Origin of the sequence: Isoptericola croceus (genome assembly GCF_029382255.1) — a bacterium.
Taxonomy (GTDB): domain Bacteria; phylum Actinomycetota; class Actinomycetes; order Actinomycetales; family Cellulomonadaceae; genus Isoptericola; species Isoptericola croceus.
In genome coordinates, this window is sequence record NZ_JARLLG010000010.1 from 48,455 (window position 1) to 72,982 (window position 24,528).

The 24,528-nt window shown below is 73.2% G+C and carries 24 protein-coding genes and 1 pseudogene; 9 read left to right on the plus strand and 16 right to left on the minus strand.

Annotated features, from left to right (window positions below):
- Positions 1-48: 48 nt before the first annotated feature.
- Positions 49-327: pseudogene (locus PZC42_RS23605) on the plus strand (glycoside hydrolase family 113); the annotation flags it as partial.
- A 187-nt stretch (positions 328-514) separates the two neighbouring features.
- Positions 515-697: a hypothetical protein gene (locus PZC42_RS17660; RefSeq protein ID WP_277212917.1), complete on the plus strand. Its 183-nt coding sequence runs from the start codon at positions 515-517 to the stop codon at positions 695-697.
- Here PZC42_RS17660 and PZC42_RS17665 read toward each other — a convergent pair.
- The 7 genes from PZC42_RS17665 to glgX form a co-directional block, all read right to left on the minus strand.
- The gene (locus tag PZC42_RS17665) at positions 681-2,087 is read right to left on the minus strand and encodes a phosphotransferase (RefSeq protein ID WP_277212918.1); all 1,407 of its coding nucleotides are present in this window, start codon (positions 2,085-2,087) and stop codon (positions 681-683) included. The genes PZC42_RS17660 and PZC42_RS17665 overlap by 17 nt on opposite strands.
- The gene (gene treS / locus PZC42_RS17670) at positions 2,084-3,898 is read right to left on the minus strand and encodes a maltose alpha-D-glucosyltransferase (RefSeq protein WP_277212919.1); all 1,815 of its coding nucleotides are present in this window, start codon (positions 3,896-3,898) and stop codon (positions 2,084-2,086) included. Before treS ends, PZC42_RS17665 begins: the two co-directional genes overlap by 4 nt.
- Positions 3,895-5,967 carry an alpha-1,4-glucan--maltose-1-phosphate maltosyltransferase gene (locus PZC42_RS17675; protein WP_277212920.1) on the minus strand — a complete coding sequence of 691 codons (2,073 nt, stop codon included), beginning with the start codon at positions 5,965-5,967 and terminating at the stop codon, positions 3,895-3,897. Before PZC42_RS17675 ends, treS begins: the two co-directional genes overlap by 4 nt.
- Positions 5,968-6,076: 109 nt before the next feature.
- Positions 6,077-7,093: a hypothetical protein gene (locus PZC42_RS17680; RefSeq protein WP_277212921.1), complete on the minus strand. Its 1,017-nt coding sequence runs from the start codon at positions 7,091-7,093 to the stop codon at positions 6,077-6,079.
- Between the two features lie 163 nt (positions 7,094-7,256).
- The gene (locus PZC42_RS17685) at positions 7,257-8,951 is read right to left on the minus strand and encodes an FAD-binding dehydrogenase (RefSeq protein ID WP_277212923.1); all 1,695 of its coding nucleotides are present in this window, start codon (positions 8,949-8,951) and stop codon (positions 7,257-7,259) included.
- Between the two features lie 177 nt (positions 8,952-9,128).
- Positions 9,129-9,617: a hypothetical protein gene (locus PZC42_RS17690; protein ID WP_277212925.1), complete on the minus strand. Its 489-nt coding sequence runs from the start codon at positions 9,615-9,617 to the stop codon at positions 9,129-9,131.
- A gap of 7 nt (positions 9,618-9,624) precedes the next feature.
- Positions 9,625-11,862: a glycogen debranching protein GlgX gene (gene glgX, locus PZC42_RS17695; RefSeq protein ID WP_277212927.1), complete on the minus strand. Its 2,238-nt coding sequence runs from the start codon at positions 11,860-11,862 to the stop codon at positions 9,625-9,627.
- A gap of 119 nt (positions 11,863-11,981) precedes the next feature.
- Here glgX and PZC42_RS17700 point away from each other — a divergent pair, with 119 nt between their 5' ends.
- From PZC42_RS17700 to PZC42_RS17730, 7 genes are all read left to right on the plus strand, one after another.
- Positions 11,982-12,317, plus strand: a complete 336-nt coding sequence (locus tag PZC42_RS17700; RefSeq protein ID WP_277212929.1) for an ArsR/SmtB family transcription factor — start codon at positions 11,982-11,984, stop codon at positions 12,315-12,317.
- Entirely contained in the window at positions 12,317-12,772 is a 456-nt protein-coding gene (locus PZC42_RS17705) for an SRPBCC family protein (RefSeq protein ID WP_277212931.1), read from the plus strand. Before PZC42_RS17700 ends, PZC42_RS17705 begins: the two co-directional genes overlap by 1 nt.
- Before the next feature lie 12 nt (positions 12,773-12,784).
- Positions 12,785-13,150 (plus strand): nuclear transport factor 2 family protein, encoded by a 366-nt coding sequence (locus PZC42_RS17710; RefSeq protein ID WP_277212933.1) that lies wholly within the window; start codon positions 12,785-12,787, stop codon positions 13,148-13,150.
- Positions 13,151-13,160: 10 nt separating this feature from the next.
- Positions 13,161-13,487 carry a TfoX/Sxy family protein gene (locus PZC42_RS17715; RefSeq protein WP_277212934.1) on the plus strand — a complete coding sequence of 109 codons (327 nt, stop codon included), beginning with the start codon at positions 13,161-13,163 and terminating at the stop codon, positions 13,485-13,487.
- A gap of 145 nt (positions 13,488-13,632) precedes the next feature.
- A complete protein-coding gene (locus PZC42_RS17720) occupies positions 13,633-14,436 on the plus strand; it encodes an electron transfer flavoprotein subunit beta/FixA family protein (RefSeq protein WP_277212936.1) in 804 nt (267 codons plus the stop codon).
- A gap of 13 nt (positions 14,437-14,449) precedes the next feature.
- On the plus strand, positions 14,450-15,436 hold the full coding sequence (locus tag PZC42_RS17725; RefSeq protein WP_277212938.1) for an electron transfer flavoprotein subunit alpha/FixB family protein: 987 nt from the start codon (positions 14,450-14,452) through the stop codon (positions 15,434-15,436).
- A complete protein-coding gene (locus tag PZC42_RS17730; protein WP_277212940.1) occupies positions 15,436-16,506 on the plus strand; it encodes a ThiF family adenylyltransferase in 1,071 nt (356 codons plus the stop codon). The genes PZC42_RS17725 and PZC42_RS17730 overlap by 1 nt, the downstream gene beginning before the upstream one ends.
- 6 nt (positions 16,507-16,512) lie before the next feature.
- Here PZC42_RS17730 and PZC42_RS17735 read toward each other — a convergent pair whose 3' ends face one another.
- From PZC42_RS17735 to narH, 9 genes are all read right to left on the minus strand, one after another.
- On the minus strand, positions 16,513-16,755 hold the full coding sequence (locus PZC42_RS17735) for a MoaD/ThiS family protein (protein ID WP_277212941.1): 243 nt from the start codon (positions 16,753-16,755) through the stop codon (positions 16,513-16,515).
- A 3-nt stretch (positions 16,756-16,758) separates the two neighbouring features.
- Entirely contained in the window at positions 16,759-17,841 is a 1,083-nt protein-coding gene (moaA, locus tag PZC42_RS17740) for a GTP 3',8-cyclase MoaA (protein ID WP_438802970.1), read from the minus strand.
- An 8-nt stretch (positions 17,842-17,849) separates the two neighbouring features.
- Positions 17,850-18,122: a DUF6457 domain-containing protein gene (locus PZC42_RS17745; protein WP_277212943.1), complete on the minus strand. Its 273-nt coding sequence runs from the start codon at positions 18,120-18,122 to the stop codon at positions 17,850-17,852.
- Positions 18,119-18,727 carry a molybdenum cofactor guanylyltransferase gene (gene mobA, locus PZC42_RS17750; RefSeq protein ID WP_277212946.1) on the minus strand — a complete coding sequence of 203 codons (609 nt, stop codon included), beginning with the start codon at positions 18,725-18,727 and terminating at the stop codon, positions 18,119-18,121. The genes PZC42_RS17745 and mobA overlap by 4 nt, the downstream gene beginning before the upstream one ends.
- Positions 18,724-20,025, minus strand: a complete 1,302-nt coding sequence (locus PZC42_RS17755) for a molybdopterin molybdotransferase MoeA (RefSeq protein WP_277212948.1) — start codon at positions 20,023-20,025, stop codon at positions 18,724-18,726. Before PZC42_RS17755 ends, mobA begins: the two co-directional genes overlap by 4 nt.
- Positions 20,026-20,098: 73 nt before the next feature.
- Positions 20,099-21,325 (minus strand): MFS transporter, encoded by a 1,227-nt coding sequence (locus PZC42_RS17760; RefSeq protein ID WP_277212951.1) that lies wholly within the window; start codon positions 21,323-21,325, stop codon positions 20,099-20,101.
- The gene (gene narI / locus PZC42_RS17765; protein WP_277212953.1) at positions 21,322-22,080 is read right to left on the minus strand and encodes a respiratory nitrate reductase subunit gamma; all 759 of its coding nucleotides are present in this window, start codon (positions 22,078-22,080) and stop codon (positions 21,322-21,324) included. Before narI ends, PZC42_RS17760 begins: the two co-directional genes overlap by 4 nt.
- Positions 22,077-22,802, minus strand: a complete 726-nt coding sequence (narJ, locus tag PZC42_RS17770) for a nitrate reductase molybdenum cofactor assembly chaperone (protein ID WP_277212955.1) — start codon at positions 22,800-22,802, stop codon at positions 22,077-22,079. Before narJ ends, narI begins: the two co-directional genes overlap by 4 nt.
- On the minus strand, positions 22,799-24,508 hold the full coding sequence (gene narH / locus PZC42_RS17775) for a nitrate reductase subunit beta (RefSeq protein ID WP_277212958.1): 1,710 nt from the start codon (positions 24,506-24,508) through the stop codon (positions 22,799-22,801). Before narH ends, narJ begins: the two co-directional genes overlap by 4 nt.
- Positions 24,509-24,528 lie beyond the last annotated feature (20 nt).

Consider the following 24,528-nt stretch of genomic DNA (forward strand, 5'->3'; position numbering starts at 1 on the left):
GGAGCGGACGCCCCCGTGGTGCCGCTCCCGGGCGGCCCGGTGCTCGGGATGACGTGGGGCTGGACCGGGGTGCGTGGTACCTGGGCCACGCCGGCGGCCGAGGCGTCCCTGGACGCCATGGTGACCGGCCTCGCGACCACCTGGACGGCCGTGACGTATGCCGCCGAGCAGGCCACCGCGCAGTCGACCGAGATCTCGTTCCGCGACGCACCGACGCTCACCGACGACGAGGTGCGCTGGGCGGTGCGGGCCGCGAAGGCCCGGGGGCCGGCCGAGCAGGAACGGTGGTATCGCGACATGCTCGCCGCGACGTCGGCGCTGCCCTGGGTGCAGGGCTGGGTGCTGTGGGACTGGCCCGCCACGCTGGACGCCCCGCACCGCCCACCTGCTGCACGGCGTCGTCTCGCCCGAGCGCGAGGAGGCGCCGTACGCGTGGGTGTGCACGGCGTCGTCAACGGTGTGGCCGCCGCCCGCGGTGCCACTGCCCGGGCTGGACCCCGACCGGACGTTTCGCGTGGAGCTCGACGGCCCGGCGCGGGACCTCGACGGCGTCGCCGCCCGCTGGGGAGCACCCCTGCCGTGGGTCGAGGCCGGGGGAGTGGCGCTGCCGGGCCGCGTCCTCGGCGAGGGCGGGCTCGCGATGCCGGTGCTGTTCGCCGACCGTGCCGTCCTGCTGCGCGTCACCGCGACGAGGTGAAGACCCGGTCCACGGCACCGAGCGGGATGGGCAGCCAGTGCGGCCGGTGGTGTGTCTCGTAGACCACCTCGTAGAGGGCCTTGTCGAGCACCAGCGCGCGGAGCACGAGGTCCGCGGTGTCGTGGTCCATGCCCGACGGCGGCGCCAGGCTCGCCCGGTAGGCGGACAGGAACGCGTCGCTCGCCTCCGCCTGCCAGCCCGCGGGATCGGGGGCCGCCCCGATCGCCGCCGCGTAGTCGAAGGACCGCAGCATCCCGGCGACATCGCGTGCCGGCAGGTCGGGCCGGGTGCGCTCGGCGACGGGGCGCTGCGGCTCGCCCTCGAAGTCGAGCACCCGCCACGAGTCGTCGCCGAACAGGGTCTGGCCCAGGTGCAGGTCGCCGTGGATGTGCTGGGTCGCCACCGGGCCCGGTAGCCCGGCCAGCCGGGCCTCGAGCTCGTCGAGCAGCGCGGCGATCTCGGTGGTGTGGTCCGCCAGCGACGGCGCATCGCTCACGGCCCGGGCGCCGCGGCCGCGCAGACCGGTGACGAAGGCGCGAGCATCGAGCGGTGGTCCGGGCGGCAGCACCCGCGCCATGCGGGCGTGCAGCTCGGCCACGAGCCGGCCGAGCGCCGCACCGTGGTCGGCGAAGGACTCGCCCCGGCTCGCGACGTCGCACGCCAGCTCGAACCCGTCGACGGCGTGCGGCACCAGCTCCGACATGATCGCCAGGTGCACCGGCAGGTCCACCGAGTCCCCGTCGCCCACCTCGATCTCCAGCGCTCCGAGGAACCGCGGCACCCCGTCCCAGCCGTCCTCGGTCAACGCCTGCGGCACGACGACGTCCGGGTGCGGCCCGTCCGCGACCGTCCGCAGGATCTTGAGCATGCCTCCCGCGCCGCCCGACGAGGGGACACCCGGCAGGATCACCGAGGTGTTGGACTGCTCGCCGGCCAGCACCCGGCCGCGCTCGGTGAGCGCCTCGGGCTCGCCGCGGATGCCCATCGCCCGAGCCAGGGTGAGCCAGCAGACCGGGTGGGCGCCGCCGTCGTGCACCGCCACGTCGCCGGACGTGGTCGTGACGGTGTCGATGTACCCGGGGCCAGGGTTCGCCGGGTCGGCGAGCACCAGGGGGACCTGCACGGTGACCCCGCCGCCGGGCAGCCCGTCGCCCACCAGACGGGTGAGCAGCAGCACGACGTCCGCCGACGTCGCGGCCAGGGCCTCGCCGTCGGGCCCGGTGGTGGTCTCGCCGCCGTCAGGGGCGTCGAAGGTGACGGCGAGCCACGGGTCGGCCCGGACCTCGCCCCGGCCGGGATACCACCGCCGGGTGGGCAGCCATGTGGCCAGGAGGGCCTCGACGCTCGGGTCGGGTCCATGAGCTGCTGACCGCACGGCGACGTCGATCATGACGGGTCGCCTCCCGCACCGGTCGGGGCGGGGCCGCCGGCGTCGTCGTCGGGCGGGGTGGCGACCAACCAGTAGAAGTCCCGGGAGCCCCACGAGAGACTGACGCGACCGTCGGCCCCGACGTCGGGGAACTTCCCGCCGCCGAACAGGTCGGTCAGGGACCACCCTTCGAGGCCGGGCGCCTCGATCGTCGCCGAGCGCGCGGTGGCCGACAGGTTGGCCGCGACGAGCAGCGTCTCGCCCTCGGTGCGGGTGAACGCCAGGATGGACTCGTCGTCGGCCTCCAACGCGGTGAAGGTTCCGGTGCCGAAGGCCGGGTGCAGGCGCCGCACCGCCAGCATGCCGTGCACCCAGTGCAGCAGCGACGAGGGCTGGGCGAGCTGAGCCTCGACGTTCGTGTGCTGGTAGTGGTGCACCAGGGACTGGACTAGCGGCAGGTAGAGCCGGCCCGGGTCCGCGGTGGAGAAGCCCGCGTTGCGGTCCGGGGTCCACTGCATCGGGGTGCGCACGGCGTCGCGGTCGGGCAGCCAGATGTTGTCGCCCATGCCGATCTCGTCCCCGTAGTACAGGCACGGGCTCCCCGGCAGTGACAGCAGCAGGGCGTGGGCGAGCTCGATCTCCTTGCGGGAGTTGTCGAGCAACGGGGCGAGCCGACGGCGGATGCCCACGTTCGCGCGCATGCGCGGGTCGCTCGCGTACCACCCGTACATGGCCGCACGCTCCTCGGTGGAGACCATCTCGAGGGTGAGCTCGTCGTGGTTGCGCAGGAACGTGCTCCACTGCCCGCCCGGTGCGGGGATGTCCGGGGTGTCGGCCAGGATGTCCAGGAGCTGGGTGGCTCGCTGGTCCTTCAGCGCGTAGTAGATGCGGGGCATCACCGGGAAGTGGAAGCACATGTGGCACTCGGGGTCCTCGGCGGTGCCGAAGTACTCCACGACGTCCTGGGGCCACTGGTTCGCCTCGGCCAGCATGATGCGCCCGGGGAACTCGTCGTCGATCACCTGGCGCACGCGCCGCAGGAACCCGTGGGTGCGGGGGAGGTTCTCGCAGTTGGTGCCCTCCTCCTCGAAGAGGTAGGGCACGGCGTCCAGACGGAACCCGTCCACCCCTATCCGTAGCCAGAACCGGGCGACCTCGATCATCGCCTCGGTCACCTTCGGGTTCTCGAAGTTGAGGTCGGGCTGATGGCTGAAGAACCGGTGCCAGAAGTACTGGCGACGCACCGGGTCGAACGTCCAGTTCGACGTCTCGGTGTCGACGAAGATGATGCGGGCGTCCTGGTACCGGGTGTCGTCGTCCGACCACACGTAGAAGTCGCCGTACGGCCCCTCCGGGTCCGACCGCGACGACTGGAACCACGGGTGCTGGTCGCTGGTGTGGTTCATGACCAGGTCCACCACCACCCGGATGCCGCGGGCGTGCGCGGCCTCGATGAGGCGCTGGAAGTCCTGCAGCGTCCCGTACTGCGAGGCGATCGCCGTGAAGTCTGCGACGTCGTAGCCGCCGTCGCGCAGGGGTGACGGGTAGAACGGCGGCAGCCACAGGCAGTCGATGCCGAGCCACTGCAGGTAGTCGAGCCGGTCGACGATGCCCCGCAGGTCTCCCGTGCCGCCACCCTCGGTGTCCGAGAAGGCGCGGACGATGACCTCGTAGAAGACCGCCTTGCGGTACCAGTCCGGGTCGTCGCTCAGGCCGGGCTTGGCCAGCGGCGGCGGCTCCGGCTGCTGGCGCGGCGGCAGGGCCTGGACGGGGATCTGTCGGGTGATGGGGCGCGGCACCTCGACGCCCCCGGCGCTCACGGACGCGTTCATGCCGGGCCGACCCGCAGGATGTGCGCCACCTGCTGCTGGGGGTCCAGGCGCACGTACGGATGCTCACCCCAGGGGAAGGTGTCCCCGGAGAGCAGGTCGTGCACGGTGAAGAAGGGCTGGTCCTCGACGCCGTCCGGTCTGGTCAGGCCCAGGGACTCGAGGTCGAGGAGCACCGTGGACTCCTGGACCTGGTGGGGGTCGAGCGTGAGCACGACGAGGACGATGTCGTCCTGGGTCGCCCCGGGGAGGCCTGCGGCGGGCAGATGCTCTGCCCGGACCCTGCGCGAGAACGCGACGACCTGGTCGTTGGTGGTCTCGTGGACGGTGAGGTTGCGCAGCTGCTGCAGGGCGGGGTGCGCGCGGCGGAGCTCGTTGAGCTTCCCGAGCAGCATCGAGATGCCGAGGTCGTCCGCCCGGGACCAGTCGCGCGGTCGGTACTCGTACTTCTCGTTGTCGATCTGTTCGTCGGCACCGGGTCGCGGGACGTCCTCGACGAGCTCGTAGCCGGAGTAGATGCCCCAGGTGGGGGCGCCGGTCGCCGCGAGGACCGCGCGGATCGCGAAGCCGGCGACGCCGCCCTGCTGGAGGTAGGGCGGCAGGATGTCGTGGGTGGTGGGCCAGAAGCTGGGCCGCATCACCGCGCCGGCCTCGCCGGAGACCTCCTCGAGGTACTCGAGGATCTCTTCCTTCGTGTTGCGCCAGGTGAAGTAGGTGTACGACTGGTGGAAGCCGATCCGGGCGAGGGTGGCCATCATGGCGGGCTTGGTGAACGCCTCCGACAGGAAGATCACGTCCGGGTCCGTCGCGTGGACCTCGGCGAGCAGCCACTCCCAGAAGTCCAGCGGCTTGGTGTGCGGGTTGTCGACCCGGAAGAGGGTGACGCCACGCTCGATCCAGAGCCGCACGACCCGCAGGACCTCGGCGTAGATGCCGGCCGGGTCGTTGTCGAAGTTCAGCGGGTAGATGTCCTGGTACTTCTTCGGCGGGTTCTCCGCGTACGCGATCGACCCGTCCGCGCGGACCGTGAACCACTGCGGGTGCTCGGTGACCCAGGGATGGTCGGGGGAGCACTGCAGGGCCAGGTCGAGGGCGACCTCGAGGCCGTGGTCGTGAGCCTCCGCGACGAACGCCTTGAACCCGCGCTCCGTCCCGAGCTCGGGGTGGATGGCATCGTGCCCGCCCTCCGGCGAACCGATCGCGTAGGGGCTGCCCGGGTCGCCCGGCTGGGCGTCGAGCGTGTTGTTGCGGCCCTTGCGGAACGTGGTCCCGATCGGGTGGACCGGGGTGAGGTAGACGACGTCGAACCCCATCGAGGCGATCGCGGGCAGCCGCTTCGCCGCCGAGACGAACGTGCCGGAGCGCCAGGTGCCGTCGCGGCGCTGCGTGGCCCCCTCGGACCGGGGGAACATCTCGTACCAGGCACCAGCCAGGGCGAGCTTGCGGTGCACCCGCAGCGGGTAGGTGGCGCTCGGGCTCATCATGCGGCGCAGCGGGATCCGGCGCAGTGCGTCCTGCACGGCGTGGGTGGTGGCCATCGCCAGGCGGGCCTCAGGTGGCCGCGTGGTGTCGGCGAGCTCGCGGGCGACGGCGGCGAGCAGCTCGGCGTCCTCGGCGGCGCGCCGGCGCTGCAGGCCCCTGGACGTGATCTGCGCGAACAGCCGCGCTCCCTCGGCGAGCATGAGGTCGACGTCCTGGCCGGCCGCGACCTTGATCGTGGCGTCGTGCGCCCAGGTCGCGTACGGGTCGGACCACGCCTCGACCCGGAACGACCAGTCCCCGGTGTCGTCCGGCTGGAGGAACCCCCGGAAGCGGTCGAGGCCGGGTGCGACGTCCTCCATGGGTGCCCAGGAGTGGACCTTGCCGTCCGGGCCGAAGAGGACGGCGGTGGCTCCGACGGCGTCGTGCCCCTCGCGGAACACCGTGGCCTCCACGGGCACGACCTCGCCGGGAGTTGCCTTGGCGGGCCAGCGGCCCCCTTCGATCACGGGGGCCACCTCGATCACGGGGATGCGCCCTACGGGTCGGGGCGGTGCAGGCTGCGGCGACGTCACGGACCCCACGCTAGTCATGGCACTGCAGGTCTGCGCGACAACTCGCCCGGGCATCCATCTCTTTCGCGAGGTAGTACCTGCGGTCCCCTGGTCGTATCCGTGGAGCACTACCGCGAGGCCGGGGGTACTACCTCGCGGGGCGCCTGTTCCGACGGCGCGCCATGGCCACCGCCTGGCGAACCCGGGCGACCAGCCGCGCCGGGTCGGTAAGATCTGCCCACATCACGCGTACCACGACCCACCCGGCCTCCGTGAGGGCGTCGTGCCGCCGCTTCTCCGCCACGAGTCGGGACGTCGGGTCGCCGTAGGTGCCTCCGCTGTACTTGACGGCCCCGTCGAACTCGATGCCGACGCGCAGCTCCGGCCAGCCGAGATCGATCCAGTACGTCCCGGCCGTCGTGGCGACCTCGACAGAGAGGTCCGGGGAGGGAAGGTCGAACCCGGACTCCTCCAGGTGCCACCGCACCAGGGACTCGCCGGGTGACTCCGCCCTGGCGTCCGCCAACGCGACGACCCGCCGCGCGCGACGTACCCCCGGGTGCCCGGCGGCATCACCGAGCACCCGGCCGACCACACCGAGGTCGGCACCAGCACGCAGGGCGGAGTCGGCGACGACCAGTGCCTGGGCACCCGGTAGCCAGCGAGCGCAGTCGACCAGGGTGCGTTCGACCGTGGTGACAGGGCGCCCGGTGAGAAGCGTGCGGTCCTGGTCCGGCACGTCGACGGGATGCCGGCGCAGCTGCCGGTCGGCCGGTCGCACCCGGGGCTTCCAGGACTGGGACACGTGCACCTCGGGTGCGAGTCGGTAGTGGCTGAGACCGTGCAGGAGCGCTGCCGTCTCATGACTGAAGACGAAGTCCGTGTGCAGGGACGACTCGACGGCGGCGACCAGCTGCAGGACCTGCCGTTCGCGGCGGCGCGCGATGCCGCCGTCGTCGGCCACGGGCGGTCCGTAGCGCCCGCGACGCAACCGCACCAGCTCGCCGCGGCGGCGCTGCCGGTCGATGGCGGTGCGCAGATCCGGTCGGTACCGCACGGTGGCGGGGACGTCGCGGGGCCGGACCGCCGCGGTGTCACCGGGCCGGCGGGTCGACTGCTGCGCGGCGGGTCGGGTGGAGCCTGGGGGAACCTCGTCGTCCGTCATGGGAGCGAGCGTGGCACCGTCCAGGCGGGTGCTGCCGTGGTGCAGGGCGATCTGTGGACGCGCAGATCTGTGGACGGCCCACGCGGTAGTACCTGCGGTCGCAAGGTAGTACTCGCCGGCTACTTCCTCACGACTGCTGGTACTACCTCGCGGTGTGGTCGGGTCAGTCGGCGGCGAGCGCGCGGCCGGTGACGCGGCCGGTGTGCAGACAACCGCCGAGGAACGTCCCCTCGAGGGCCCGGTGGCCGTGCATGCCGCCGCCGCCGAACCCGGCCGCCTCGCCGACGGCCCACAGGCCGTCCAGCACCGACCCGTCGTCGCGCAGCACGCGGCCCGACGGGTCGCACCACAGGCCGCCGAGGGTCTTGCGGGTCAGCACCGACAGCCGGACGGCCAGCAGCGGCCCGTCCTTCGGCGTCGTCAGGGGGCGGGGCGGGGACACACGGATCATCCTGTCGACCTTGAAGTCCCGTGCCGCCCGGGTGGCGACGACCTGGGGGTCCTTGCCGAGGCCGGAGGCGACCTGGGCGTCGCGGGCGCGGACGACGGCGGCGAGCGCGGCGGGGTCGACTCGACCCCGGGAGCCCGGGGTCGCCTCGGTCAGCGCGTTCATCTTCTCGGCGAGCTCCTCGGGGGTGTCCGCCCAGAGGAACTCCGGGGACTCCTCGGCGAAGCGGGCGACCGGACCCACGGCGCCGGGCAGCACCCGCTGGGCGAGCAGCCGGACGTCCTTGCCGGTCAGGTCCGGGTTCTGCTCCGAGCCGGACAGGGCGAACTCGGAGTCCATGATCGCCTTGTTCAGCACGAACCAGGAGTGGTCGTCGCCGCGGTTCGTGACGTACTGCAGCGCACCCAGGGCGTCGAACCCGGGAAACAGCGGGGCCGGCAGGCGCCCGCCGTCGGCGTCCAGCCAGAGCGAGCTCGGTCCGGGCAGGATGCGGATGCCGTGGTTCGTCCAGACCGGCGAGTGGTTCGCGATGCCCTCGGGGTAGTGCCACATGCGGTCCTCGTGGACCAGGGCGGCGCCGGCGTCCGCAGCGTGGCCGAGCATCAGGCCGTCGGTGGAGTCGGGGACGCCGGAGAGCATGCGGTCCGGCAGCGAGCCTGCCTCGGGGTTCCAACGGGCGCGGGCCAGGTCGTGGTTCGCCCCGATGCCACCCGATGCGACGACGACGGCGCCGGCCGAGATCTCCTCGGTGCCCACGACCTCGCGGGACGACGGAGCGCCCCGCAGCGCGTCGTCGTCGGCCAGGACCTCGGCGCGCACGCCGGTGACGCGACCGTCGGTCACGACGAGCCCGACGGCGCGACGGCGGAAGCGCAGGTCGAGCCGCCCGGCGGACCGGGCCTCCAGCGCGGCTGCCACGAACGGTTCGATGATCGCGGGGCCCGTGCCCCACGTGACGTGGAAGCGCGGCACCGTGTTCCCGTGCGCGGTGCCGTGACCGGGGCCGAACGCGTACCCGCCGCGCTCGGCCCACTGCACCAGCGGGAACCAGCGCACCCCCTTGGCGTGCAACCACGAGCGCAGGTCGCCGGCGGCGGCCTCGACGTAGTGCTTCGCCCAGGCATACCCGTGACGGTCCGGGCCCTCGCCGCGCTCAGCACCCGCGGCGAACTGGGCAGATCCCAGCCAGTCCGCCCACGCGAGCTCGGCGGAGTCGCGCACTCCCAGACGACGCTGCTCGGGCGAGTCGACGAGGAACAACCCGCCGAAGGACCACCAGGCCTGCCCGCCGAGCGAGGCCTCGGGCTCCTGGTCGAGCAGCACTACCCGGCGCCCGGCGGCGGTCAGCTCGGTGGCGGTGACCAGGCCTGCGAGGCCTGCTCCGATGACGATGACGTCTGCGTCTGCCATGCGGGCAGTCTGTCAGAGGTCTCGGCGCGATCCCAGTGGTGCCACCGCGCATCTCGTCTCGCTGCCAGCACGGCACGACGACGCAGTTCGCGGCGCGCCTCCCGGATGATCTGGTGGCACGGCACGGCACGGCACGGCACGGCGCGGGCAGGTGGGCTGGCTGCTCGGGGGTGACAGTCACCAGTAGGGGATGGGTGGCCTGTACTCCGCACCGGGGATGAGATCAGCCAGCGCGTCGTTCCAGCCCGCGATCACCGCTGGGCGCATCAGAATCCTGGCGGTGCGGCGCTGGCGACAACGCGTAGTGACGACGACCCGCGGCAGGAGAGCCCACCGCGACAGCTCCGGCCAATCGTCCCCGTCTTCGATCTCCAGCGACTCCACCTCGTCCCGGGGCAGCACGGTACGACGGACTGCCGTCTCGATGATCACCTGGTGGTCGTGCACCTCGACCGTCGTCCATCCCGCCAGGGCCAGCCAGAGGATTGCGCGGCCGACACCGAGCAGCAGACCGACGACGGCAAAGGCGAACATCACGAGTGGAGCCTCGGGGTCGTCGCGTCCGAGGAGGAGTCCTGCGACCGCTGCCCCGAGTGCCAGGACAACGCCCGCCACGATGGGGCGCGCCGCGACCCGCCGTTCCGCCTTGATCCATACCTGCATCACCGGTCACTCAGCGGCGGGCGACGAGCACGTCGATGCTCAACGACTCCAGCGTCACGTGCCCGGGCTCCTCGACGTCGTCCGCCTGGTCGGGCCCGGCCGGCGTGTCCCAGGTCGAGCTCCACACGCGTTCCCAGGCCCCCGCGCCGGCCAGCGACTCGGGGAGCGTCACGTCGAAGTCCTCCAGCCCGCCGTTGAGCACGAGCAGCACGTCGGCCTCGTCACCGCCCGGCCCCGGCCGCAGCATCTGGATGATCCGCCGGCCCTGCGCGCTCCACGCGTCGTGGTCCATCGGTGCGCCGCCGTCGTCGAACCACAGCAGGTCGGGGGCCTCCTCACCCGGTCGAGGTGTCCCCAGGAAGAACGACTCGGCCCGCAGCGCGGCGTGCTCGGCCCGCAGACCCGTGAGGAACTGCGCCGTGGCGAGCAGGTCGCGGCCCGCCGAGTCGAGGTCCCAGTCGAGCCAGGAGACGGGGGAGTCCTGGGTGTAGGCGTTGTTGTTCCCACCCTGGGAGCGTCCCATCTCATCCCCGGCGGTCAGCATGGGCGTACCCGCCGCGAGCAGCAGCGTGGCCAGCAGGTTGCGCTGGGAACGGCGCCTCAGCGGCACGACGGCGGACCACGGCTCGGTCGTGGCGTCGTCGCCCCCGGGCGCGTGACCCTCCACCCCGTGGTTCCAGGAGCGGTTGTCGTCGGTGCCGTCGCGGTCGTCCTCACCGTTGGCCCGGTTGTGCTTGCGGTCGAACGCGACCAGGTCGGCCAGCGTGAAGCCGTCGTGCGCGGTGACGTAGTTGATCGACGCGACGGGCCCGCGCACCAGCGGCGGGTCGGAGCGACCGAACAGGTCGGCCGACCCGGCGAGCCGGGTGGTCAGCTCGCGCATCCCGTGCATCGGCTCACCGTGGGAGCCGCGCTGCGGCGCCTCGAGCCAGAACGAGCGGGCGGCGTTGCGGAAGCGGTCGTTCCACTCGGCCATCGGCGCGGGGAACTGCCCCGTCTGCCAGCCGCCCGGACCCACGTCCCACGGCTCCGCGACGAGCTTGAGACCGGAGAGCACCGGGTCGGTCTGCAGGGCCACGAGGAACGGGTGGTCCGGCGTGAAACCTTCGTGGTCCCGGCCCAGGGTCACGGCCAGGTCGAAGCGGAACCCGTCGACACCCACGGCCTCGGCCCAGTAGCGCAACGAGTCCAGGGTCAGCTGCACCACGCGAGCACGCCGGAAGTCGAGGGTGTTGCCCGTCCCGGTGACGTCGGCGAGCGCGGCCGGGGTGCCGCCGTCGTGCAGGTAGTACAACGGGTTGTCCAGGCCACGCCAAGACAGGAAGAGTGCGTCGTCCCCACCTTCGCAGGTGTGGTTGTACACGACGTCGAGCAGCACCTCGATCCCGGCCTCGTGCAGCAGGTGGACCATGCCGCGTACCTCGTCCAGGACCGCGGCCGGGCCGGCCTCCTGGGCGGCACGCGTGGCGTAGGCCGCGTGCGGGGCGAAGAACCCCATCGTGGAGTAGCCCCAGTAGTTGGTGAGCCCCCTGCCGGCCAGCCACGGCTCGGCCGTCGAGGCGTGGATCGGCAGCAGCTCGAGCGTCGTCACCCCGAGCGACCTGAGGTGCTCGATCACCGCCGGGTGCGCGACGCCCGCATAGGTGCCGCGCAGCTCCTCGGGAACCTCCGGGTGCTGCTTCGTCAGGCCTCGCACATGCGCCTCGTAGACGACGGTGTCCGCCCACGGCACCCGGGGACGCGACCTCGGGGGCAGGTCGGGCGGGTCCGCCAGGACGACTGCGTGGGGCACGAAGGGCAGCGAGTCCTGACCGTCCGGGCCGCCGTGGCGGGTCGCGCCGCCCCCGAGCGTCGCCGGGACGTACGCGAGGTCACCGGTGTAGCCGCGGGCGTACGGGTCGAGCAGCAGCTTGGCCGGGTTGTGCCGCATCCCCGCGCCGGGGTCCCACGGTCCGTCGACGCGGAACCCGTAGCGCTGGCCCGGCGCGACGTCAGGGACGTGCCCGTGCCAGACGCCGTAGGTCGGGCCGTCCAGAGGGACGCGACGCTCGGCGTACCGCGCCGGGTCGTGCTCGTCCTTCTCGGGGGCGACGACGTCGATGAGGCACAGCTCGACGCCGACGGCGTGCGACGCCAGGACGGCGGCGTCGATGCCGCCGTCGGACGTGATGCGCACACCGAGCGGCGGGACGTGGCTGCGCGTCCGGTTGGGGCGGGTCAGCGGGGTGACCTTGGGGCGGGCCTGCATGGGCCCATCCTGGACCAGGGAGACCCGCAGGGACTAACCGCGTCCGCAGGGAGCGGTCGAAGCATTTCACAAAGAACGCCATGTACAAGTCATCATTTGTGTTAGCGTGCCGTGAGGAGGTGGTTCCCCTGAGCGTCGACCCGGTCCCGGAGCTCGATCGGCCGCTGCGCGCCCTCGCGGACCCGAACCGGCGGGCCATCCTGGCGTTGATCCGATCGGGCCCCTGGTCGGTGGGCCAGATCGCCGCGCGCGTCGGGCTGTCCCAGCAGGCGACCTCGCACCACCTCGGCGTGCTGCGCGACGCCGGCCTCACCAGTGCCACCAGAGACGGCACGCGCCACCTGTTCGTTGTGCGCGACGACGGGCTGGCAGCGGTCAAGGCCTATCTCGACGACTTCTGGCCGGACCGGCTCGCCGCCCTCAAGGCCGCCGTCGAGGCACGGGAGGTCGACTGATGGCCGAGTTCACCACGTCCGTGGAGATCCTCGCGCCGCCCGACGCGGTCTTCGACCACCTGGTCACGGAGGCGGGGATGACGGCGTGGATGGGCCAGCACGCCGTCCTCGATCCACGGACCGGCGGCGGGTTCGCCGTCGACATCGCCGGCTACGCCGTCCGGGGGCGCTACCTCGTCGTGGACAGGCCGCACCGCGTCGTCGTGTCCTGGGGCGTCGCAGGTAGCGACGACCTGCCACCGGGGGCCTCCCGCGTCGAGATCGCGCTGCACCCCACGTCCACCGGCACCCGGGTGATGCTCACCCACGCCGATCTGCCCGACGCCGACCTCGAGGGGCACGCGGACGGTTGGGCCCACTTCCTGCCTCGGCTCCGCGTCGTCGCGACCGGCGGGGACGCCGGCCGCGACGACTGGGTACCGCTTCCGGACGCCGCCCGGCGTCCGGGCTCATGAGAGGAGCAGAAGATGTCTGTCGACGACGACACGCTCGCCATCGTCGAGGAGTACCACCGTGCCTGGACCGGCGGTGACGTCGACCGCGCCCTGAAGCTGGTGGCGGACGACTTCGTCTGCCACGCCCCGGGTGAGCGGCTCGACGGCAAGGAGGCCTGGCGGGCCTACCTGGCCGGGTTCGCACCGGGACTGACCGGCGTCACCGAGGTGTCCCGGCTCGCCGACGGCGCCGGCCACGTCGTCCAGCTCTACTACCCCCACACCGCCGCCACCCGCAGTGCGGCCGCCGCGGAGTACCTGACGGTGCGCGACGGGTTGCTCGTCGAGAACGTGCTCGTCTTCGACCGACTCTCCTACGGGCCGCCCCCGGGCGAGTGAGGGACTGATCGTGGAGCAGTGGGAGTCCCTGGCCGAGCGCGTCCGCACCCTGCTCGCCGGGACGGACGCCCGGGAGGTCTCGATGTTCGGCAGCCTGGCGTTCATGGTCGACGACCGGATGCACGTGGCCGTCCGCCGCGACGGCGACCTGCTCGTGCACGTCGCCCCGGCCAGGTACGACGAGCTGCTCGCCCTCCCGGGCGCCCGGCCCGCGCAGATGGGAGCCGGGCGACCGATGGGGCCGCGGTGGGTCGAGGTGGACGGCGGGAGCGTGGACGACGAGACCAGCCTGGCGACCTGGCTCCAGGTCGCCCGGGAGCACGACCCGGCACGGTGAGACCGGCGTCGTGCGGCGTCGTGCGAGGGCGCGTCGCACGATGCGGACGACGGCGGGACACCCGGTCGTGGCCGAGTAGGCTCTGGCCAGGTGGCCTCGTGCCGCCTGCGTCCATCCGTCGAGCACCTGGATCGGAAGGTTCCCCGTGCGCATCGCCGTTCTCGTCAAGTACGTGCCGGACATCAACGCCGAGCGGCGGTTCGCCGACTGTCGTGTGGTGCGCGACCCGGCGGAGGGCACGCTCAACGAGCTCGACGAGAACGCGCTCGAGGCCGCGCTGCGGATCGTCGAGGCGCTCCCCGAGGCCGAGCGTGAGGCCAGCGAGGTCGTGGCCCTCACCGTGGCACCGCCGGAGGGGGACCTCGCGCTGCGCAAGTCCTTCCAGATGGGCGTGGACCGCGGAATCCGCGTCTCCGACGACGCCCTGGCCGGCTCGGACTACTTCGGCACGACAGCGGCACTGGCGGCCGCGGTGCGTCGCCTGGAGGCCGAGGGGCCGGTCGACCTGGTCGTCACCGGCATGGCCGCGCTGGACGGGCTCGGCTCCGTGGTCCCGGCGCTGGTCGCAGCCGAGCTGGACCGGCCGGCGCTGACCTTCGCGAAGAAGGTTGCCGTCGAGGCGGGAACGCTCGAGATCGTGCGCGAGACCGACGAGGCGACCGAGACCCTGACGGCGCCCCTGCCTGCCGTGCTGTCCGTCGCGGACACCGCGAACACCCCGCGGTTCCCGAACTTCAAGCTCATCATGGCCGCGCGGACCAAGCAGATCGAGGCGTGGTCCGCCGCCGACCTGGACCTCGACCTCGCCGCGGTAGGTGCCGCCGGCGCCCGCACGGAGACCACGCAGGCCTCCCCGCGCCCCGAGAAGCCCGAGGTCGAGCTCGTCCAGGACAAGGGCTCCGGCGGTCAGGCCCTGGCCGAGTACCTCATCCGCAACGACCTGGTCTGAGAGGCGCCGAACCATGGCTGAAGCCACCCGCAACCGCACCGTGCTGGTCCTGCTCGACCCTGCCACCGAGGTCCGCTCCAGCGTCCTGGAGCTGCTCACCATCGCTCGCTCGCTGGGGCGCGTCGAGGCGGTCACCCTCGAGGCGCCGACCGTCGAGGCGCTCGCCCAGCTCAGCGCCTTCGGCGTGGAGACCGTCCACCAGGCCGAGCTCGCGCCGGCGACCCAGGGCGATGCCCGCCACCTGGCTCCCGTCGTCGCGGCGACCCTCGCCGCCGCCGTGCGGCTCACGGACGCCGACGTCGTCCTGGCGCCGTCGTCGTTCGCCGCCAAGGAGGCCGCCGCACTGGCCGCCCGTGAGCTCGGGGCGGGTGTCGTCATCGACGCCGCGAGCGTCACGGAGGACGGCGACGGCCGGGTCGTGGCCGGTAAGCGCGTGTTCGCCGGGTCGTGGGACACCACGAGCACGGTGCGTACCGAGGTGGCCGTGCTCACCGTCCGGGCGAACGCCGTCGTGCCGCAGCCCGCGGACGCCGCCGTCGCCACGGAGGTCGAGGGCTTCGCGGTCGCCGTCGATGGCGTGGTCCCGACCGTCGTGGAGCGCACTCCCACGGTGCGGGACTCCGACCGCCCCACCCTGGAGGAGGCGGCCGTCGTCGTCGCCGGCGGCCGTGGCACCGGGGGCGACTTCGGTCCGGTCAACGAGCTCGCCGACGCGCTCGGCGCGGCGGTCGGCGCCTCCCGGGACGCCGTGTTCGAGGGCTGGTTCGACCGGTACGTCGGGCAGACCGGCGTGACCGTCGCGCCCCGCCTGTACATCGGCGCGGGGATCTCCGGTGCCCCGCACCACCGGGGCGGCATGCAGGCCTCCCAGGTGGTCGTCGCCGTCAACAACGACCCCGAGGCGCCGATCTTCGAGATCTGCGACTTCGCCGTCGTCGGTGACCTGACCGAGGTGCTCCCGCAGGCCGCCGCGATCATCCGGGCGCACAAGGACCAGTAGTGCCGCTCGACCCGGTGGTGCCCGTCACGTCGTCCGGCGCGCTGCCGGCCGAGGAGCGGCGGCGCGCCGCGCGGCACCTCCTGCTCGACGGGTTCGGGCCGGACGCGCAGCGGCGGCTCGCCGGTGCGCGGGTGGTCGTCATCGGTGCCGGAGGGCTCGGCTCGCCGGTGCTGCAGTACCTGGCGGCGGCCGGCGTCGGCACGCTGGGCGTCGTCGACGACGACGTCGTGGAGCCGTCGAACCTGCAGCGGCAGGTGCTGCACGGGGCTGACGGGATCGGGTCGCCCAAGACGTCGTCCGCGGCGGACGCCCTGCGGCGCCTCGCTCCCGCGGTGCACGTGGTCGAGCACCGCGAGCGCCTCGACGGCTCGAACGCGCGCGAGATCCTGGCCGGCTACGACGTCGTCGTGGACGGCTGCGACACGTTCACGACCCGCTACGCGGTGTCCGACGCCGCCACGGCGCTGGGCCTGCCGGTCGTGTGGGGGACCGTGCTCGGCTGGGACGGCCAGGTCGCCGTGTGGTGGTCCGCCGCACCGGACGGCCGGGCCATCACCTACCCGGACGTCTTCGGCCCGCAGCCGTCGGTCGAGGGTGAGTCGTGCGCCACGGTCGGTGTGCTGTCGCCCGCGTGCGGCGTCGTCGGCGCCACGATGGCCGTCGAGGCCGTCAAGCTCCTCACCGGGACCGGTGAGGTGGCGCTGGGGCGGCTGCTGTCGTATGACGCGCGGACGTCGAGGTGGGACGAGGTGTTGTTGGCTCCCGCCGTCGAGGCGTCGGGGGTCGAGGCGGTGCTCCGGTCCGGCGGCTCTGGTGCTGTCGGCAGCGCGGGAGCAGACGGGGAGCTGGTGGTGGACGTGTCGCTCGCGCCGGGGGGCGGGCAAGAGGGCGCGGTGTGGGTGCGGCTGGAGGACCTGGCGGCGGGGGAGTACCCCGACGTGCTCGCGTCGCACCCGAAGGACGCGCCCGTCGTCGTCGTGTGCCCGTACGGCTTGCGGTCGCGTGGGGCTGCCGCGCTGCTCGCGGACGACGGCTGGACGGCCGTCTCGCCACGGTCGCTTCGTCCCTGACAGAGGTCAGCCGCCGGCGAAGGGCGGCAGCAGGTCGAGCCGGGACCCGTCCGGCACGACGTCGCCCGGCGCGGCCCGGCGGCCGTTCAGCAGCACCGAGCAGCGCGCCAGCACCGGCCCGGCGTCGGGCGCGCCGCTGGTGAGGTGCGCGACGACGTCCCCGACGGTGGCGCCGTCGTCGAGCGTCAGGGCGTCCTCGGAGCGTCCCAGCGCAGCCCGTGCCGCCGCGAAGTAGCGCAGCTCCACCATGTCCTAGCCTCCGATCGCGCTCATGGTCCGTGCGGGCTGGGTGAACGACGGGTCGTTCATCCCGTGCCCGGCGCCCTTGCCCCACATGGCGGTGCGCCACAGGTCGGCCAGCTCCGTGTCGGAGGCGCCTGCCCGCAAGGGGCCGAGCAGGTCGGACTCGGTGTGCGCGAACAGGCAGTCGCGCACACCGCCCTCGGCGGTGAGCCGGGTGCGCCGGCAGTCGGCGCAGAACGGCTCGGTGACCGATGCGATGATGCCCACCCGTCCGAGACGCTCGCCCGAGGTGAGCGAGCGCACCGCGAACCGTTCGGCGGGGGCGCCGTCGCGGGGCTCGTCGTCGGGAGCGAGTGCGAAGCGCCGACTCAGCAGCTCGCGCACCTCGGCCGCGGTGACCATCGCCGAGCGGTCCCACGAGTGGTCCGCGTCCAGCGGCATCTGCTCGATGAAGCGCAGCTCGAACCCGCGCTCGAGGGACCAGGACAGCAGGTCGGCGGCGTGGTCGAGATTGACCCCGCGCACCAGCACGGCGTTGATCTTGACCAGGTCGAACACGCGGGCTGCCGCGGCGATGCCGGCGAGCGTCCGCTCCAGGAAGGGGCGCCGGGCGAGCGTCGCAAACGTGTCCGGGTCGAGGGTGTCCAGCGAGACGTTCACGCGGTCCAGCCCTGCCTCACGCAGCGCGTCGGCCCGCGAGTCGAGCCCGACGGCGTTGGTGGTGAGGCTGATCTCGGGCCGGTGCTCCAGGGCGGCCACGTCGCGGACGACGTCGACCAGGTCGCCGCGCAGCAGCGGTTCACCGCCGGTGAACCGCACCTGCCGCACCCCGAGCTCGCGCGTCGCGACCCCGACGAGGCGCGCGATCTCCGTGCGCGTCATCACGGCGTCGCGCGGCAGGGCGGGCAGACCCTCGGCCGGCATGCAGTAGGTGCAGCGCAGGTTGCAGCGGTCGGTCAGCGAGACGCGCAGGTCCGTGGCCACGCGCCCGTACCGGTCCACCAGCCCGGCCGTGGCGGGCCGGTCCGTGGGCAGGCGGGCTCCCTGCCAAGAGGTGGGGATCACGGGGATCCCGAGGTCGACGGGCGTCACGGGGCTCCTCAGGTCGGGTCGGGCTGCCAGCCCAGGGCGAGGCGAGAGGCACGTTCGGCGATGGCCTCGTCGGGGGTGGGCCGGCCGGAGGCTGCCGCGAGACCTCGGGCGTAGCCGACGAGGTAGGTGGTGACGGGCGCCGCGGGCCGGGCGACGTGGTGCGCGGCGTCGCGGGCGAGGTCGAGGACCTCGGTGACGTCGATGCTACCGGAGGGCAGCTCGAGCTCGGCCTCCACGGCGGCGACCCAACGGGCGAGCACGGTCGGGGTGTCCTGGGTCATCGTGTTCCCTCCTCGGCGTCGCTCGCCGCGTGCCGCGCGGTGAGCCTGTCCACATCCTCCCAGGTGTCGACGTCGTCGCTCAGACCTGTCTCGTCCGTCACCGCGGCGAGGCGCAGCGGAGCCACGAGCCGGCGGACGGGCGCGCCGTGGGGTTCGACCTCACTCAGGGCACGGGACAGGGCCGTTCGCCGGTAGATCCCGACGAGCCACTGGGCGCGGCCCGCGCGGACCAGGTGGGCGCCGTCGACGTCGGGCGTCCTCGCGACGGCGGCACGCAGCGGGGGCAGCGCTGCACCCGCACCCGGCACGTCGACGGCGAGCAGCAGCACCCACGGCGGTGCCCCGGGCCGGTCGAGGGCACGCAGACCGGCGTCGATCCCGGCGACGGGACCCCCGAAGGGCGGGTCCTCGCGCGTGACGACGAGCGGCCGACCACCTCTGCGGGGAGCGACGTCGGGTCCGACGACGGCGGTCAGCTCGGCTCCGGCGCTCGCGGCCAGGGCGTGGTCGAGCAGCGTGGCCTGCCCGATGACGATGCCCGGCTTGGGGGTGCCGCCGAGCCGTGCGGCGCGGCCCCCGGCGAGCACGACGGCGTCGTACCTCATGACCGGTCCTCGCCGAGGGGGTGCACCGTGACCTCGTCGCCGGGCGAGACCTGCGCGACGTCGGCGGGGACGACCGCCAGCGCGTCGGCGGCGGGGAGGCCGGAGAGGTGGTGACCGTCGGACGCGGCCGGGGTGACGCCGTCGGGCCCGATGACGACGGGCAGCACCTGCTCCGCCCCCGGCGGGCTGGGCCAGCCGACCGCGGCCCGCGCCGTGCGGACCGTCGGTGCGCCGCGGTGCCCGGCGAGCCGCCGCAGGGCGGGCCGGGCGAACAGCGTGAACGACACGAGGGCGCTGACGGGGTTGCCCGGCACGGCGATCCACGGCACGCCGCGCCAGCTCGCCAGGGCCTGGGGGCGGCCGGGCCGCACGGCGACCGCCGCGATCTCGACGTCCGTGGGCGATCCGGTCGCGAGCACCTCGCGCACGACGTCGCTGGCCCCGGCAGAGACGCCCCCGGAGGTCACCACCAGGTCGACGCCGGGTGCCACGTGGTCCAGGGTGGCGGTCAGTGCGGCGGCGTCGTCCGGCACGGCCCCGACGCGGACGACGTCGGCACCCGCCTCGCGGGCGAGAGCGGCCAGCATCAGGGAGTTCGAGTCGGGGATCGTGCCGGGGGCGGTGGAACCGGGGGCGGCGAGCTCCGAGCCGGTGGAGACGACGGCGACGCGGGGGCGGCGGTGCACCGCCAGCGTGGTGAGTCCGGCGGCCGCCGCGACGGCGACCAGGCCGGCAGTGACCACCCCGCCGGTGGAGGCGAGCCGGTCGCCGGTGGCGACGTCCGTCCCGGCGCGGCGCACGTGATCACGAGGCTGCCGGGCGAGCGTGACCGTGCGTTCCGTCGTCGGGCGGCCTGCGACGAACCGGCCGGTCGAGGTCCGCTCGACGGGCACCACGGCGTCGAACCCTGCCGGCAGCGGTGCCCCGGTCATGATCCGCACCACCCCGGGAGGTTGTGGGCGCGATTCTTGGCCCGATTCGTCCCGCGAACCGGGACGAATCGGGCCAAGAATCGCGCCCACAACATCGGAGGTGGGGCCGGGGCGGATGTCGGCCAGTACCGGCAGCGTGACCTCCGTGCCGTCTTCGGGGAGCTCTGACCGGCGTACCGCGTAGCCGTCCATCGCGGAGTTGTCGAAGGCCGGCACCGGTGCGGTCGCCGCCACGTCGCGCGCGAGGACCAGCCCGAGCGCGTCGACCGCCTCGACGAGCGGGACGTCGACCACCTCGAGCGGGCGCACGCGGGCGAGCGTCGCCGTGAGGTGCTCCGCGATCGTTCGCGGCGTCGGACCGGTCATGCCGCCACCGTAGGCCGCGGATGTGTCACCCGTGCAGCGGCGACCTCACAACTGCCCGGCACCGACTGAGAGGTCACCCCGCCATCGCGCGGGTCCGGCGCCGCACCGGCCCCAGGGTGAACAGCAGGGTCAGCAGCGCCGTCGCCGCCAGCAGGCCGAAACCGAGGTCGTAGTCGCCGTCGACGCTGTACACCGCACCCATGATCAGCGGCGGGATGAACCCCCCGAGGCCACCGGCCGCACCGACGACACCCGTCACGCCGCCCACCTTGTCCGCGGGCGCCATCTGCGCGACCAGCGCGAACGTCGCCCCCGACGACGCGCCGAGGCCGGCGGCCATCCCGAGGAACGCGATGGTCGCTCCCGGCATCAGGGCGGGCTGGAGCACGATGACGGCGGCGAACAGCATGACCGCCGCGTAGCAGACAGCGTTCACCGCGACCCCGCCGAAGCGGTCCGACAGCGTGCCGCCCACCGGACGCATGATCACGGCGAGCACCACGAAGCCCGCCGTGCGGAACGACGCGTCCGACGGCTCCAGGTCGTAGGCGTTCTCGAGGAACGTGGGCAGGTACACCGAGAACGCGACGAACCCGCCGAACCCGATGGCGTACAGCCAGGACAGCTGCAGCGTCGCGGGGAGCCGCACGATCGCCCAGGTCCGTGCGAGCATCCCCCCGCCGGAGCCCGGGACCCAGGCCGGTGAGTCGCACAGCACGAGGCGCGCGACGACGGCGAAGACGGCGAGCGCCGCCGAGACGATGACGAACGGGGCGGCGTCCCCCCACGCGTCCCGGATCGGCACGGTGGAGAACGAGGCCACCGCGGTGCCGCCCATCCCGGCACCGAAGAGGCCGATCGCCGTCCCGCGGCGCGCCGGCGGGTACCAGCTGTTGACGAACGGCACGCCGATGGCGAACGTCGTGCCGCCCAGGCCGAGGAAGAACCCACCGACCAGCAGCCAGAGGAGGGTGTCGGCGACGAACCCGATGAAGAGCACCGGCAGGATCGTCAGCGCGGCAGCCAGCGGGAACATGACCCGCGCCCCGAACCGGTCGGTCAGCGCCCCCATCGGGATCCGGCCCAGCGAGCCGACGATCACGGGGACCGCGACCAGCACCGACACCTCGAAGTCCGTCAGGGCGTACAGCTCGCCGTAGCTGTTGCCGAGCGGGCTCAGCAGGGCCCAGGCCCAGAAGCAGATCGCGAAACCGACCGTGGCCAGGGTGAGCTGCAGCGTGGAGCCGGGAGGGTCGACGCCTGCCGTGCCGGGCCGGGTGGATCGCGCCTCGGACGTCATCGCTTCTCCCGTCGTCCGGTGCTCGGTTCCCATCCCCGCCGCGGGGTGCGCGAGCCACCGCCCGTGGCGGCGTCGCGCGACCGGTAGACGATGTAGGGCCGCAGGGGATACGTCACGGGCGCGGAGAACGCGTGGACGAGTCGCGTGAACGGCCACACCGCGAACAGCAGCAGGGCGAGCGTGACGTGCACGGCGAAGGCCAGCGGCACGCCGAGCATCAGGCCCGGTTCCGGCTGCAGCAGGAACAGCGAGCGGAACCAGGGCGAGATGGTCTGGCGGTAGTCGTAGCCGTAGCCGCCCGCCAGGATCTGGATGTGCACGGTGGCCCAGGTCCCCGAGAGGATCGAGGCGGCCAGCATCACGTACATCAGCTTGTCCGTGCGTGTCGTCGCCAGGAAGACGGGACCCGTGGTCCGGCGGCGGTAGATCAGGATCACCAGCCCGCTGACGAGCATCACCGCGCCGAGCGTGCCGAGCCACGTCGCCAGGAAGTGGTAGGCCGCTTCGGAGACTCCCGCGGAGTCCGTCCACGACTTCGGGATCGCGAGACCCACGAAGTGCCCGGCGATGACCGCCAGCAGACCGAAGTGGAACAGCGGACTGCCCAGGCGAAGCAGCCGCTTCTCGTACAGCTCGCTGGATCGCGTGGTCCAGCCGAACTTGTCGTACCGGTACCGCCACAGGGTGCCGACCACGAAGATCGCGAGGCACGCGTACGGCACCACGACCCACAGCACGATCTGTGTGGTGCTCACGTCCACGGCAGATCCCTCCCTCCGGGCGGGCCGGGTGAGGCCGGCCCGGCCCCGTACCCGTCCAGACCGACGGCTTCGACCGGCGGGCCGGACGCCACGAGCTCGGTGACCCGTTCGGCGGTCGCGGCGTCGACCGGCGCCAGCGTGAGGCAGACGGCCTCCACACCGGCGGTCCACGGCACCGCCAGCGCGGCGAGCGCGGAACGCAGCACCTCGATGCCCTCACGGTGCGCGTCGAGCAGCGCACCGGCGATCCGGGCGCCGTCCGGTCCGCCGCGCGCCGAGAGCTCGAGCACCGTGGGCAGGTAGTCCGGCAGCTCGGTGCCGGTGGTCTCGAACCCTGCCGCCCGGTAGGCCTCGACGAACCGGACCAGTGCCGCCCCCCGCCGTCGGGTGTCCCCGGCCGCGTAGTACGACAGGTACATGGAGCAGCGCCGCTTGAGGTCGAACGTCGCCACGTACCGCGCCTGTAGGTCACGCTGGTCCTCGGTCAGCAGCGTCGCGGCCAGCCCGTCGAGCCGGTCGCGCACGGGTGCGGGCAGGTGACCGACGGCGGCGCGCACCTCCTGCGCCGCGGCGAGCGTCGCGTCGTCGGGATAGGCGAGCAGCAGCGACGCGGCCATGTGCGCGGTGGCGCGGGCGCCGTCGTCGAGCCGGACGGGTGCCAGGTCGTCGAGCCTGCGGGCGCGCACGCCGGGACGCGGCAGGAAGGCGAGTCTCACGACGCTCCCCGGGGTGCGCCGTTGGCCGACCCGCCGGTGCCGTCGCCGGTTCCGTCACCCGGCGGGAAGAGCCCGTCGGGGCGTCCGTTGCCGTCCCAGTTGAGCAGGTTGACCCGCCCAGGAGTCGTGGGGCCGTAGGGCGAGTCCGCGGTCTGCCGGGAGGCGAGCGCGTGGAAGTTCTCGACGGCCACCGGGGTCGGCTGCCCCGAGGAGGAGCCGAAGGGGCCGGCGCCCTGCATCCCCTGCCCGCCCATGCCGGGTCCGCCCTCGAAGTCCAGCGAGCAGGCCATCTCCTCCAGGTCGTCGGCGATCTCGGCGTGCGCGGTGGGGATCACGTAGCGTTCGTCGTACTTGGCGATGGCCAGCAGCCGGTACATCTCGCGCACCTCGTCCCCGGTCATCCCGACGGCGCTCGCGGTGGCCTCGACCGGCTCCCGGCCGAGGTTGACGTCGCGCATGTAGGAGCGCATCGCGGCGAGCCGGCGCAGCACGCGCTCCACGGGCCGGGTGTCGCCCGCGGTGAAGAGCCCGGCCAGGTACTCCAGGGGGATCCGCATCCTCGAGATCGCCGCGAACAGCGTGCGCCCGTCCTCGCCGTCGTTGCCGGACGACGTCACGACGTCCACCACGGGCGACAGCGGGGGGATGTACCAGACCATCGGCAGGGTGCGGTACTCGGGGTGCAGGGGCAGCGCGACCTCGTAGTCGTGGATGAGCCGCCACGCGGGGGAGCGTTGCGCCGCGTCGATCCAGTCGTCGGGGATCCCGTCGCGGCGTGCGGCGGCGACGACGTCCGGGTCGTGCGGGTCGAGGAGCACCGAGCGCTGGGCGGCGAACAGGTCCTGCTCGTCGGGCGTCGCTGCGGCCTCGCCGACCCGGTCGGCGTCGTAGAGCACGAGCCCGAGGTAGCGCAGGCGCCCCACGCACGTCTCGGAGCAGACGGTGGGCATCCCGACCTCGATGCGCGGGTAGCACAGCGTGCACTTCTCGGCCTTGCCGGTCTTGTGGTTGAAGTAGACCTTCTTGTACGGGCAGCCGGTCACGCACATCCGCCAGCCGCGGCACTGGTCCTGGTCGACCAGCACGATGCCGTCCTCGGCGCGCTTGTACATCGCCCCGGACGGGCAGGAGGCCACGCACGCCGGGTTGAGGCAGTGCTCGCAGATGCGCGGCAGGTAGAACATGAAGGTCTGCTCGAACTCCTCGGCGACGTGGGAGCTCATGTGCTGCAGCACGGGATCGTCCTGCATGGTGGCCGTGGATCCGCCGAGGTTGTCGTCCCAGTTGGCCGACCACGAGATCTTCATGTTCTCGCCGCTGAGCAGGGACTTCGGCCGTGCCACCGGGGTGTGCTCCTGCGCAGGAGCGCTGAGCAGCATGTCGTACTCGTACGTCCACGGCTCGTAGTAGTCATGGATGTCGGGCATCTTCGGGTTGAAGAAGATCGAGGCGAGCTTCTTCCAGCGTCCGCCGGCGCGCAGGGTGAGCTTGCCGCGCCGGTTGAGCGTCCAGCCGCCCTGCCACCTCTCCTGGTCCTGGTAGGTGCGGGGGTAGCCGAGCCCGGGGCGCGTCTCGACGTTGTTGAACCAGACGTACTCGGTGCCGGTCCGGTTCGTCCACGCCTGCTTGCAGGTGACGGAGCAGGTGTGGCACCCGATGCACTTGTCGAGGTTCATCACCATCGTCATCTGGCCCATGACCCTCATGGCTGCACCCCCGTGGTCGC